Source organism: Microbacterium sp. UCD-TDU (assembly GCF_000340625.1).
GTDB lineage: Bacteria > Actinomycetota > Actinomycetes > Actinomycetales > Microbacteriaceae > Microbacterium > Microbacterium maritypicum.
Genome location: NZ_AOSO01000005.1, coordinates 35,853 through 49,371, shown reverse-complemented (window position 1 = coordinate 49,371; position 13,519 = coordinate 35,853). Strand labels below are relative to the sequence as shown.

At 66.9% G+C, this 13,519-nt stretch carries 9 protein-coding genes; 3 read left to right on the top strand and 6 right to left on the bottom strand.

Features of this window, described 5'->3' with window-relative positions; all coding sequences use genetic code 11:
• Window positions 1-35: 35 nt before the first annotated feature.
• From D514_RS20185 to D514_RS20175, 3 genes are all read right to left on the bottom strand, one after another.
• Complete coding sequence (locus D514_RS20185; RefSeq protein ID WP_017828072.1) at window positions 36-1,316, bottom strand: hemolysin family protein; 1,281 nt, start codon at window positions 1,314-1,316, stop codon at window positions 36-38.
• A gap of 94 nt (window positions 1,317-1,410) precedes the next feature.
• Window positions 1,411-2,427, bottom strand: a complete 1,017-nt coding sequence (locus D514_RS20180) for a TerC family protein (RefSeq protein ID WP_017828071.1) — start codon at window positions 2,425-2,427, stop codon at window positions 1,411-1,413.
• A gap of 203 nt (window positions 2,428-2,630) precedes the next feature.
• Entirely contained in the window at window positions 2,631-3,284 is a 654-nt protein-coding gene (locus D514_RS20175; RefSeq protein WP_017828070.1) for a GntR family transcriptional regulator, read from the bottom strand.
• A 349-nt stretch (window positions 3,285-3,633) separates the two neighbouring features.
• Here D514_RS20175 and D514_RS20170 point away from each other — a divergent pair, with 349 nt between their 5' ends.
• On the top strand, window positions 3,634-4,740 hold the full coding sequence (locus D514_RS20170; protein WP_031205320.1) for an acyl-CoA desaturase: 1,107 nt from the start codon (window positions 3,634-3,636) through the stop codon (window positions 4,738-4,740).
• 10 nt (window positions 4,741-4,750) lie between these two features.
• Here D514_RS20170 and D514_RS20165 read toward each other — a convergent pair whose 3' ends face one another.
• Window positions 4,751-5,740, bottom strand: a complete 990-nt coding sequence (locus D514_RS20165) for an SDR family oxidoreductase (protein ID WP_017828068.1) — start codon at window positions 5,738-5,740, stop codon at window positions 4,751-4,753.
• 139 nt (window positions 5,741-5,879) lie between these two features.
• Between D514_RS20165 and D514_RS20160 the strand changes: the two genes are divergently transcribed.
• Entirely contained in the window at window positions 5,880-6,407 is a 528-nt protein-coding gene (locus tag D514_RS20160) for a hypothetical protein (RefSeq protein WP_017828067.1), read from the top strand.
• Entirely contained in the window at window positions 6,404-6,997 is a 594-nt protein-coding gene (locus D514_RS20155; RefSeq protein ID WP_017828066.1) for a hypothetical protein, read from the top strand. Before D514_RS20160 ends, D514_RS20155 begins: the two co-directional genes overlap by 4 nt.
• Window positions 6,998-7,034: 37 nt before the next feature.
• Here the strand turns inward: D514_RS20155 and D514_RS20150 are convergent, their stop codons facing one another.
• A complete protein-coding gene (locus D514_RS20150; RefSeq protein WP_306413947.1) occupies window positions 7,035-7,580 on the bottom strand; it encodes a DUF6611 family protein in 546 nt (181 codons plus the stop codon).
• A gap of 186 nt (window positions 7,581-7,766) precedes the next feature.
• On the bottom strand, window positions 7,767-13,415 hold the full coding sequence (locus D514_RS37930) for a DUF11 domain-containing protein (protein WP_017828064.1): 5,649 nt from the start codon (window positions 13,413-13,415) through the stop codon (window positions 7,767-7,769).
• Window positions 13,416-13,519: the final 104 nt, after the last annotated feature.

Sequence of the window (13,519 nt, the reverse complement as noted above, 5' to 3'; positions counted from 1 at the left end):
GGTACCGAGAGCGTCTCCGCCGCCGACTTTCGAGCTCAGGCCTCCGGTTCGGCGACCGGTTCGGTCACGACTCGCACCCGGGCGATGCGTCGTCGATCGAGCTCCGCGACCTGGATCGTGGCGCCTGGCACCTCCACGACGTCGCCGACGACGGCGAGACGCCCCAGCTGCTCCGTCACGAATCCGGCGATCGTGTCGGACGAACCGCGCGGCATCGACAACCCGGTGAGCTCCTCGAAGTCCTGCAGGTTGAGTCGTCCGTCGATGCCGTCGTCAGCCGAGATGAAGACCTCGGCGTCGTACTCGTCGAAGATCTCACCGACGACCTCCTCCACGAGGTCTTCCAGGGTGACCAGGCCGTCGGTCCCGCCGTACTCGTCGACGACCACCGCGATGTGGTGCCCCTCTGCCCGCATGCGCGTCAGAGTGGGCAGCACACGTGCGGTCGAGGGGATGTAGGGGATGTCCCGCATGAGCGCGCTCAGCGGACGCGTCGGATCGTCGGATGCGGCCTCGAAGAGATCGCGCACGTGCACGAACCCGGTGATGTCGTCGATCGAGGTCTCCGAGACGGGGTAGCGCGAGAACGGAAGGTCGCGCACCTGCGCCATCACCTCGCCGACGCTCGCGGCTTCGTCGAGGGCGACGACCTCGGGCCGTGGTCGCATGACCTCGCTGACCTGGCGGCCCCGGAGGGACAGCACATCGTCGAGGATGCGCCGTTCGTCATCGGGCAGCCCCTGATGGCTGGCCACGATGTCGCGCACCTCCTCATCCGTCATCTCGTCGCTGGTCTTGTGCGGATCGCCGCCGAGCAGCCGGACGAGGGCGTTCGTGGAGACCGACAGCAACCAGATCACCGGGCGCATGACCGTCGCGAACCCGTTGAGTGCGGGAGCGACCGCGTAGGCGAACTGCGCATTGCGCTGGATCGCGAGGCGCTTGGGCACGAGCTCTCCGAGCACCAGCGACAGATAGGCGATCACGAGGGTGAGCACGAGCGTGGCGACCGTGAGCGCGAGAGCAGGGGCGAGGCCCCACGACTCCAGCACCGGTGCCAGCGACGGGGCGATCGATGTCGCACCATACGCTGCCGAGGCGAACCCGGCGACGGTCACACCGATCTGCACGGCCGACAGGAAGGTGTTGGGGTTGCGGGCGAGGGCGGCGACCTTCGCCCCGCGGCGCCCGCGCTGACCGATGGCGTTGATCTGGCTCTCGCGCAGCGTGACCAGCGCCATCTCCGTCGCAGCGAAGACACCGCCGATCAGCACGAACGCGAAGACGAGGGCGATGTTCCAGAGCAGGTCGCCCATCAACGGGCCGCCTCGTCTGTGGTGGGGTGAGCGCCCGGGATGAACCGGGCGCCCGTACTGTCAGAGTCCGAAGAGTCAGAACAGCGCTGCGCGCTCAAGAGTGCTCCTTGTCAGTGGTGGTGGTGTCGGCGCCGGCCGGAATGGAATCCGGTGCCCGACGCGTCTTGAGAAGGCTGGCCACGGTCGCGATCGTGATGGTGGCGGCGATGAACAGCAGCGAGAACCAGATCGGGATCTCGGGAGCCCACAGCATCGGCTCGCCCCCGTTGATGAACGGAAGCTCGTTGACGTGCATCGCGTGCAGCACGAGCTTGACGCCGATGAAGGCGAGGATGACCGCGAGCCCCTGAGCCAGGTAGACGAGGCGCTCGAGCAGTCCGCCGATGAGGAAGTACAGCTGGCGCAGACCCATCAGCGCGAAGGCGTTCGCCGTGAAGACGATGTAGGCCTGGTCGGTGAGACCGTAGATCGCAGGAATCGAGTCGACGGCGAACACCAGGTCGATGAACCCGATCGCGATGATCGTGAGGAGCATAGGCGTGACGAAGCGCTTGCCGTTCTTCACCACGGTGAGGCGGTCGCCGTTGTACTCGTCGCTGACGGGCAGGTGACGGCGCACGAACGTCATGAATCGCCCGTTGGCCGGGTTGCTCTCGTGGTTGCTGAATGCCTGACGGTAGGCGAGCACGAGCAGGAGTGCACCGAACAGGTAGAAGATCCACGAGAAGTTCTCGATGAGCGTCGCGCCGACGGCGATGAAGATGCCGCGGAGGATCAGCGCGATGACGATGCCGATCATCAGCACCTTCTGCTGATACTTCTTCGGCACGGCGAAGCCGGTCATGACGATGAGGAAAACGAAGAGGTTGTCGATCGACAGCGCCTTCTCGGTCAGATACCCGGCGAAGTACTCTCCACCGAACGTCCATCCGGAGAAGACGCCGATCCCGACGCCGAACAGCAGCGCGAGACTGATGTAGAAGATCGACCAGCGTGCCGACTCCGCGATCGTCGGCTCGTGCGGCGTGCGCACGTGGGCGAAGAACTCGTAGACGAAGAAGGCGATCGTGATCGCGATCGTGATGACCCAGATCAGCGGCGTGATATCCAAATGAGGGCTCCAGACTCGGGGTACGACAGTACCGCCAAAGTCTTCTCCATTCCATGAGACATGGAACCGGTGGCCCGGGATGCGACATGCATCCGTAATGACGACCCCACCGTGTCGGAGTACTCCCCTTGGGATATCCCAGATTAGGAGAAGACCCTCTGCGATTCCTGTGGATCTGCCGAAAGCGCCATGCAGGCGGTCCGCTACTCCGGGGCGCCGGAGGGGGTGAGGTCCTGCTCCTCGGCGCGATCGATGATGGCGGGGAGCGCGTCGTCGAAGAAGGCGACCAGAACGGCGCGGGTCTTGCTCGCATCGCGCTCGAGGATCGCCTCGCGGAGCGAGACGACGAAGGCGCCGACGACATCCCAGTCGAACGCATCCTTCGCATGCTGGCTGAACCTACGGATCTGCGGCCCGAGGCGGTCGATGACGACGGCCCGCGAGGCGTTGCCCTCGATGCGCGCGAAACCCGTCGCGGTCGCACGAAGCGCGACCCCGAAACAGACGACGTCACGGTCCTTCACCGCTGTCGACATCTCCCCGGCGAGCTCGGCGAGGTAGGCGGTGTCGTCGTCCTGGATCCGAGGCATCACGTGACGCACCGATCCGATCCAGATGTCGCCGAAGAGGTCGACCGCATTGCGGACCTGATCCAGATCGATCGGCGCGACCCGGGTGTAGCGGTTGCGCTGCATCTCGACAAGGCCGTGGTCGGCCAGGCGGTCGAGGGCATGGCGGATCGGGGTCTTCGAGGTGCCGAGACGTTCCGCGAGCTCGTAGTCGCGCAGCCGCTCTCCCGGACGCAGCTCGCCGCTGATGATCGCTTCCTGCAACCGGTTGTACGCTTCATCGCTCATCGACCTGCGCTCGAGGGGTCCACCTGAGAGTGCCACCGCTTTGTCCTCCACTCGAGCACGTCGACGCAGTAAAGCCTGAAATCTTACCTGCATGCAATGTATCGCATCCGGCACGACGCCCGAGAGGGTCCCGACCCGGAACGCGGCCGGCGCACGTTGCTCGGCGGAAGGGCCGGGCCACGGCTCCGACGGACGTCGTCCGAGCCTGTGAGCGCACGCAGGTTTCAGGCGTAGCCTCCAACTGGACCCACCGTCTGCGAGGGGCGCCTCCGACGACGACCGGGAATCGATGACGACGGGGTAGCAGAACTCGGTGCGGCCCTCGGGCGGCACCGGAGACGAGGTCATCATGGACGACGTCCGTCCGACCGTCCACACCCGTCCGCGCGGCAACGCGGTCCGGGCGACGAGCACCTTCACCGAGCTGGCTCAGCGGGTGCGCGAGCGCGGGCTCCTGCAGCGGCGCTACGGCTACTACTGGACGAAGCTCATCGCCGCCCCGATCGCGGTGGGCCTATGCCTGCTCGCGTTCGTGTGGATCGGCGATACCTGGTGGCAGCTGTTCACCGCCGCAGCCCTGGCGATCGTGTTCACCCAGATCGCGTTCCTCGGTCACGACGCCGCGCACCGGCAGATCTTCGTGTCCGGTCGCTGGAACGACTGGATCAGCATCATCCTCGGCGACCTCCTCGTCGGCATGAGCTACGGATGGTGGCAGCACAAGCACACCCGTCACCACGCGAATCCGAACAAGCTCGGGACCGATCCCGACATCGAGCTTCCCGTCATCGCCGTCTCCCCCGAGGCTGCGGCGAGACACCGGGGACCGGTCATCACGTGGCTGCGCGGACACCAGGGCGTGCTGTTCTTCCCGATCCTGCTTCTCGAGGGGCTCTCCCTGCACGCGTCGAGCGTGCGGCGCATGTTCGTGCGAGGGCGCCTCGAGCGGAGGTGGGCCGAGATCGTTTTCTTGAGCGTCCGCATGATCGGCTACCTGGTTCTGGTGTTCATCGTGCTCTCCCCCGGCATCGCCTTCGTGTTCCTCGCGGTGCAGCTGGGCTTGTTCGGGTTCTACATGGGGATCGCCTTCGCCCCCAACCACAAGGGCATGCCGGTGGTGCCCCGAGACATGACCTTGGACTTCCTCCGGCGGCAGGTCCTGATGAGCAGGAACATCCGTGGCGGACGGCTCCTCGACATGGCGATGGGCGGCCTGAACTACCAGGTCGAGCACCACCTGTTCCCCTCGATGCCGCGCCCGCACCTGCGTCGCGCCGCTCCGATCATCGCCGAGTACTGCCGCGAGCACGACGTGCAGTACACGCAGGTCGGGCTGTTCACCTCCTACGCGATCGTGGTGCGCTACATCAACCGGGTCGGACTCGGCGAGCGCGACGTCTTCCGCTGCCCGCTCGCCGAGCAACGGGTCGCGATCGGAGTCGCGACCCAGCCCTGAACGTCGAGGATCAGACGCTTACCGTTGCGATCATCCGATCCAGGTCGGCGTCGAGGCCGGCGTCGACGACCTGTCGGGCCGGCGTGGCGTCGTGGTAGGCGATGATCTCCTCCGCACCGATCCAGAACGGCACACGGGTGCGGAACTCGGGGACGATGCGGCGGATCTTGGTGGTGTCGAAGACCATCGGATGCGCCCTGTCGCCGTGCAGGTCCGCGGCGAGCGAGGGCCTGACCGCGGCGATCGTGTCGGAGGACACGTGCACCAGCTCGGGACGGACTCCCGCGGCCTCACCCAGCCACGTGTAGATCTGATCCCACGTCGGGGCCTGGTCTCCCATGATGTGGAAGGCCTCGCCGAGCACATCGCGACGCCCGAAGAGCCCCACGAAACCCACGGCGAAGTCGGTCGTGTGAGTGATGGCCCATGGCGAAGTGCCGTCTCCGTGCACCACGACGGGTCGCCCCGCGCGCATCCGCGCCACGTCGTTCCACCCCGCCAGCGTGGGCATGCTGGTGCGGTCGTAGGTGTGCGACGGGCGCACGATCGTGACGGGGAATCCTTGATCGCGATAGGCGGTCGTGAGGGCGGCCTCGCAGGCGATCTTGTCTCGCGCATACCCTGAGAACGGGTTGCGGAGCGGGGTCGATTCCGTGATCGGGAAGCGCAGCGGCGGCTTCTGATACGCCGATGCGGAGCTGATGAAGACGTACTGGCCCGTCCGGCCGGCGAAGCGGTCGATGTCGGCCTGCACGTGGGCGGGCGTATAGGCCGTGAACTGCGCCACGACGTCGAACTCCCGGTCTCCGAGCGCAGCCTGCACCGATTCTGTGTCGCGGATGTCGCCCTGCAGCAGCTCGACCTCTTCCGGCAGCGGCCTCTCCTCGGACCGCCCGCGGTTGAGCACGGCGACCCGATGCCCGAGTTCCACCGCGCGCTCCACGGATGCCGCGCTGATGACCCCACTGCCGCCGACGAAGAGGATGTCCTGTGCGCTCATGTCCCGATCCTGTCATGCCGGCCTCGGCAGGTCTGCGCCGTGTCGACGAAGTGGGGACTTCGTGAGCGAACAGGGCGGAGGCGCATGCGTTCCGTCAGGCTCCTTCATCGGCACGTTCACGCAAGCGTAGGACGGAGACATGACCCTCACCGAGATCCTTCCCACGCTGCGACGGAGCATCCCCACTCCCCTCGACCGCTGGAGGTGGCCGACCCATTCGGAGCCCACGACCACCGACGTCGTGGTGGGCGGCATCTCGCTGATGCGTCTGTTCGAGATCAGCGGCTCGCCCGCCGTGCTCACCGGAGACCTGCCGATCCCCGGCACGGGCACCGATGTGACCGTGCTGCTGTTCCGCATCACCCTGCGTGTCGACACCCAGGAGGACAAGCGCATCGCCCTCACGGACTGCTCGTTCGACGGCGTCGATGCGGCGTGGGAGGAATGCCGCCTCATCGGCAGGGCTTCTTCGGCGAAGACGATGCGTATCGAGCTGATCCCCGGCGAGGAGGGCGGCGTGGCATGGCCGCACCCGGTCGCCGCCCTTCCGTCCGACCTTCGAGAGGGCGATCTCCTGGTCGTCCCCTGCATCGGCGCCGTCACGCTGCGAAGCGTGCGGCCGCGCGCTGGGGGCGCCGCGGCGCTCCAGGTGGAGGCGTCGCGATGACCGTGCTGCACACCGTCCTGCACTCGACGGCCTTCGTGTGGAACGACCCGCGACGCGACGTGCGGAAGCTGTGGCCGACCGACACGGAAGTCCGTGCACACGACATCGTGGTCGCCGGACGTTCACTGACCGATCTCGCACGAGAGCGGCGCACCCCCTGCGTGCTGATCGCACCGACGGGCCCGTCCGCCGTTCACCCCGAGGCCGATGCGCACGTGACGCTGGTGGTGGCGCGGATCGTCGCTCGCGAAGAGCCCCACGGCTGGCACCGCGAGGTCGTGGTGACGGTCGACTGCGCCCTGGATGCGCTCGCGCCTCTGGTCACCCACATCGACCTTCTGCACTCTCCACATGCCCGAGATCTCGCGCCGACGACCCTGCAGACGGCGAGTGACGGCACCCGGCTGAAGGCACGACTTCCGCGGGCCTGTGCGCCCGGCGACCTCGTCGTCTTCGCCTGCACGGGAACCCTCTCGCTCAGCCAGGTCGTCCCTCGCGAGAACCCGTGCGCAGAGAAGGGCGACGCCGAAGAGGCCGAGGCGGCGGGCGGGGCGTGTCGCAAGTATCAGAGCGACCCGGGCGACGACTGATCGGCTGCCGGCGGGCTCTTCCTCTTTCCAGTGAGCGTCACCGCGCCGAGGTGGCGGCGATGGCCGCGGCCTGCGCGTACGCCGCCGCCCAGATGCGGTCGAAGCGGTCGCGGTCGATCACGCCCTGGCGGCACGCGAGTGCGGCATCGCCCAGCGCCTCGGCGAGGCTGTCGAGGCGAAGCTGCTGGGCGCGCTCGGCCTCGGTGTCTTCGCCGAGGCCCGCTCTGCATGCGGAGACGGTGACCGTGCGGTGGCGGATGTCGCGCGACCGCCGAGAGAGCGCGATGCCGATCGGAAGCAGGGCGGCCAGCAGGAGCGCGGCCGCAAGCAACGGAGAGATCCCCACCGCGCACAGCACCACCCACGCCACGACACCGCCGCCGAGCGACAGCGGCGTGTACCAGCGGTGGGCCTGCGCGAGGCGGAGTTCTTCGTCTGTGGAATCCGGCGGATAGACCGCGAGCACGCACGCGACGGTGCCGTAATGGCTCACAGACCTCGACAGGTAGCCCCACCGCGGAGGGCGCGCTGCCCTCGATGCCGTTGAGCCTGAGGGGAAGGGAGGACGGGAGATGACGGACATGCCTCCCACGTTGCTCCGGCCGCGCGCGGGAAGCACCCGTGCAGACGGAACCCATACGGCCGCGGTCGCCATCCATGCGGGATGGCGACGGGTGCGGGACCATGCCGGTCGAGATACCGGATCGACGCGGCCCGCGTGACCCGACGTGTGCTCGGGTAGTGGTGGGCCACTACCCGAGCACACGACTCACGCCTGGGTGGTTGTCTCCGCGTCCTCACGTCGCCGGCGGGCGACGAGCCACAGGCCGAGAGTGAGCAGCACAGCTGCCCCGACGGCACCGCCGACCCACAGGGCGCCGCCAGTGACGGCGAGGGGCGGCACTACAGTGGTGAGCGTCTGACAGGCGGGGTCTTCCGACGCCGTCGGGCAGTTCGCACCGGAACCATCCGGGGTGACCACGACGTTCCGGATCTTTCCGACCTCCCGCACGGTGACCGAGTAGGTCACCGTGACGCTCGCGCCGACATCCACCGCTCCCTGCCAAGAGAGGACGGGAGCGTCATAGACTGCCCCGCTGCTCGCATCACCGTTGTAGGTGGCGATGCGCAAAGCCGACGTGAGGTCGTCGGTGAAGGACGCGGGCGCATCTTCGGTGTACGGCACCTGGCCCGTGTTCGTCACGGTGATCGTGTAGGTCAGTCGATCGCCGACCGTCGCGGTGGAGCTCGAGACGGTCTTCGCAACCTTGTACGTCGCGACCGGTGTCACCGTTTCGCAGCCGTTCTCGGTCCCACAACCGCCGCCGGGTCCGTCTGCGACGACCGCGTTGCGCAGCAACTTGTCACCGGTTGCCGGCTGGTTCACGGTCACGGAGTATGTGACTGTCGATGTGGCGCCGATCTCGAGAGGGCCTGCCCACGTCAACTCGGTTCCGGAGAGCGTCGCGCCCGCCGTCGCATCGTCGTTGTAAGTGGCGTCGTCGAGTACGCCGGACATGTCGTCCGCGAAGGTCGCGGGGAGTGCGTCGGTGTATGCGACGTTGCCCACGTTCGTGACGGTCACCGAGTACGTGACGACCCCACCGAGGACAATGCTCTCGGCATCGGAGGTCTTCCGGACCGTGTACCCGGCCACCGGGGTGACCGTGACGCACCCGTCTTCGACGCATTCCCCGCCGGGAGAGGTCGGGGTGACGACGTTCCGAAGCGAGAAGTCGCCCGTCACAGGGTCATCGACGGTGACCGAGTAGGTGACCTCCACGACCTCGCCGACCGCCAGCGAACCCGACCATGTCAGAGTCGTCCCCGCGACAGCACCGCCAGGAGACACGTCATCGTTGTACGACGAGTCGTCGAGCACGCGCGACAGGTCATCCGAGAACGAAGCAGGCTCGTCATCGGTGAACGCGATCTGCCCCGTGTTGGTCACCGTCACCGTGTAGGTGACGACATCACCCGGAAGCGCCGTTGCCGGGCTCACCGACTTCTCGATGCTGAAGGTCCCCGCAGGAACGTTCTCGACGCAGGCCGGGTCCGTGGACCCGGGTGCGCAGTTGCCGCCCGTGCCAGGTGGGGTGACGACGGCGTTGTCGAGCTGCCTGTCTCCCGTGGCGGGGTCGTTCACCGTCACCGAGTAGGTGACCGTGACCGTCTCACCGACGCCCAGTGCACCCGACCAAGCGAGGGTCGGGGCCGTGTACGTGACACCGCTTCCCGTGCTGCTCGCACCGTCCCCGTTGTATGTCGCGTCGTCGAGCACGGCCGAAAGGTCGTCCGTGAAGGAAGCCGGCGACACGTCGGTGTACGCGACCTGCCCTGTGTTGGTCACCGTGATCGAGTATTCGATCACGTCACCGGGGACGACGTCGGTCGTATCCGTCGACTTCACGACCCGGAACGACCCGATCGGCGTCTCCACCACGCAGGCCTCGATGCAGGTCCCGCCCGGGCCCGTCGGGGTGACGGCGTTCCGGAGAACGAAGTCTCCAGTCACGGGGTCATCCACGGTGACGGAGTAAGTGACCTCGATGCTCTGCCCTGCCGTGAGGGCTCCGGACCAGGTCAAGACGTTGCCTGTGACCGTTGCCCCGGACGAGGCGTCGTCGTTGTAGACGGCGTCATCGAGCACCCCCGCCAGGTTGTCCGTGAACGTTGCCGGTGCGGTGGCGGTGTAATCCACGTCGCTGTTGTTCGTGACCGTCACCGTGTAGGTGACGACGCCGCCGGGCAGTGCCGTCGCCTGGTCGGAAGTCTTGTTCACCGTGTACGACGCCACCGGGGTCGTCGTGGTGCACTCCTCGTCGGGGTCGCACTCGCCGCCAGGAGCGGTGGGCGTGACCACGTTCAGGAGGCTCCGATCACCGGTGATCGGGTCGTTGACCGTCACCGAGTACGTCACCTCGACGCTGGCACCCACTGCAAGTGCTCCAGCCCAGGTCAGAGTGGAGCCGGTGATCGCACCGCCAGCGGAGACGTCGCCGTTGTACGTGGCGTCATCCAACACCCCCGACAGGTCGTCCGAGAACGATGCCGGCGTGGCGTCCGTGTAGTCGACTTCGCCGGTGTTCGTGACGGTGACGGTGTAGGAGACGACATCTCCAGGGATCGCCGTAGCGACGTCCGCGGTCTTGGAGACCATGAACGACGAGATCGGCGTCTCTGTGACGCAGGCGCCCGCGGGGTCGCAGTCCCCGCCGGGAGCGGTGGGCACGACGGCGTTCGTCATCGTGCCGTCACCGGTTCGCGGATCATTCACAGTGACCGAGTACGTCACGGTCACCGTCGCCCCTACCGCGAGCGGACCAGCCCAGGAGAGATCGGATCCTGCGACGGTCCCGCCAGGAGACACATCGCTGTTGTAGACGGCGTCATCGAGGACTTCGGAGAGGTCATCCGTGAACGTCGCCGGAGATCCGTCGGTGAACGCCACGGCACCTGTGTTCACCAGCGTGACCGTGTACGTCACGACAGCTCCCGGAGTGGCGGAGGTGACGTCGGCCGTCTTGGTGACCGTGTAGCCCTGGATCGGCGTGCTGGTGCACTGCTCGGTCGCGGGGTCGCAGGCCTCCGGCGGAGTGGTCCCCGGGGGAACGAGGAAGTTGTTCGCCAGGCTGTTGCCTCGAGCATCCGACGCATTGACCGTCACCGTATAGGTCACGACAGCCGTGGCACCGGCCGCAAGAGTCCCCCGCAGCTCCAGCACGTCTCCGATCGGACCCGCAACCGTCACCGACCCGGTGTCCGATTCCGGGGCGCCGGTGAGCGTGGCGTCGTCGAGAACGTCGCTGAGGTTGTCGTCACGGAGAATATCGACCGAAGTCGCACCGGTGTTCGTGATCGTGACGGAGTAGGTGAGCTCGGTGCCCTCACGAACCGGGGTCTCCGAGGCCACGACGGACTTCGCGTACGTGATGCCGGTGATCGGCGTCGACGTGCAGTCGGGGGCGTCCGGATCGGTCGGAACACACTCCCCATCCGTCGGCGGAGTGTCGCCCGGAGCGAGGAGGAAGTTGGTGGCGACGCTGTCCCCGCGCTCGTCGTCAGGAAGGACGGTCACCGTGTAAGTCACTGTGTACACCTGGCCGACGGGCACCGAACCGGTGATCGAGATCTGCGCACCGTTGCGTGCGACGGTGAGGCCGTTCGCAGAGGTCGGCTCGGTCGTCACCGTGGCGTCGTCGAGCACGAAGGTCAGGTCGTCGACGGCATCGACCGTCGCAGCGGTCTGTCCGTCGTTGTCGAAGTACAGCGTGTAGGTGATCGTCGATCCGGCGACGACCGGGTTAGACGACGGCGTCGCGGCCTTCCACTGCTGCAGCGCAGCACCGGGAATGGTGACCGAATCGCACGCGAGAGCCCCGGGAGCAACCTGGTCCGAGGGGACGCAGGCGTTGTTCGTGAGTCGGTTGTCGCCCCCACCCGTGTAGGTGACTGTGTAGGTGATGGTCGCCGTCTGCCCCGCGGCCAGCGCGCCAGACCACGACAGCGTGTTCCCGTTGCGGGTCGCTGTTCCCACGTCGGCGCTCAGCGACGCGTCATCGAAGGTCGCCGCATCCAGAACCCCGGAGAGGTCATCGGTGGCGGTTGCAGGAGCTGCGGCGGCGTAGTCGCCGGGACCGGGGTTGGTCACGGTGATCGTGTAGGTCACGTCCCCTCCGACAGCAGGGAGATCCGTCTGATCCGCAGACTTGGAGATCGTCAGACGCGGAAGCTCATACTCGACCACTGCGCACGGTTCACCCGTCACCGGATCCTGCCCGTTCACAGGAGGATCGCATGCGGGCGTCACGGGGTTGCCCGGGTCATTCGGCTGCCACGCGACGTTGCGCACGACCCCGTTACCGGAGTTGTTCAGTGTCACCGTGTAGGTGATCTCGACCGTTGCTCCCACGGCGAGGGGCCCGGTCCAACTCAGCAACGGCGAGGAGTACGAGGGGACGGACCCGAGAGAGGATGCGGCATCGTCGTTGTAGGTGGCGTCGTCGAGGATGCCGGACAGGTCGTCGAACACGACGGCAGGGAGTTCGTTCGTGTAGTCGCTCTGGCCCGTGTTGGTCGCCGACACCGTGTAGGTGACCGTGTCTCCCGCACGCGTATCCGCGGTCGCGTCCGAAGTCTTCGTCACTTCCAGCGCTGGCGGTGCTGCCTCGTTGCTGAACGTGCACAGGACATCGGATCCCGCGAACCCGTTGTCGGGCATCGTGAACGATCCCGACGACGTCGTCCCAGACGCCAGGGTGGTCTGGCTCACGGAATCGAAGCATGTCCAGACCGTGTCATAGGTGCTCAGCACCGTGCCGTTCGCTCCGACCTCGGAGATGTTGTATGTCACGCCCGCCGTGCCGATCACCGGACCGGCGATCTCTGCAGGCGTGTCTTGCAGGCCGGTGTCGGTCCCCGCCGTCGTGCCCACGTTTCCCTGAGAGATCTCGCCTCCGGTCACCGACACGGTGAACTGGTCGCCCGGCTGAACTCGCCCTGAAGGAAGGTCCTTGATCACGCGGATCACGTTCGGGGAGGCGCACGAAGCGAAGTCACCGACGGTGTTCGTAGTCGGTGTCATGGTCACGGTCGAGAGCACCTGGCCCGATGACGGGTTCACCGCGTAGCGAACCCGTTCGGTACCGCCGGCGGGGACCCCTGCCAGGTAGAGCAGGCCGTCGCTGCCGAAGGCCACCGAACCGAGCGATCCGCCGGGAGGACTTGCGATCGACGTCGTGGGGAGAAGCGGACCCGTCGCCGTCCCGGTAGTGGGAATCGGAGTGTCCACCGACAGCAGAAGACCGGCGCTCACGATGTAGAGGCGCCCGCTGGTGTCGAAGGCGAAGTCGCCGTTGTTACCTGCGCCGAGCGAGACTCGCGCGATGATCCCCGGGATCGCCGCGTTGGTGATGGTGTTCCACCCGTAGATGTAGAGCACGGACGATGAGACGACGCCGTAGTAGTAGATGTCTGCGGTGGGGCTGTAGGCACCCATCACGATGCCGCCGTTGGTTGCGGGAAGCCCGGTCAGAGTGAAGACGGAAGATGTGGTCGTCGCTCCCGTGCTCGCGTTCACCCGAGTGATCGAGGTCGTCGTCTGGTTGGTGGCCTGCTGGGCCATCCAGAAGAACCCCTTCTCCCCGTCGGCAGCCAAAGCGTTGAGGAGATTCGTGGTCGTGACCACGTTGTTCACCGTCAGGGCACCGCTGGCCGTGTTCAGCGAGTAGATGTTGTGCTGGTTGGCACCAGCACCGGCGGGACTCTGGTCCAGCCCGTACACCGCTCCACAGGTCAGCGGGTCGAGCAGCGCGGCCTGGGCCGGCGCCGGGTTGAGGGCTCCCGCGCCGATCGAGAGCACGCCCCCGACCAGGGCAGCAGTGAGAGCCACCGCGATCGGTCGCGCCGGTGCGAGCAAGCGCCGTTCCTGGCGCGCTGCATCGTCGCGCGTTCGTCGATCCCGACGCTTCGACGTCCCTCGAAATAGCCCTGCACCAAGCATCGATGGTCCCTCTCCCCCTG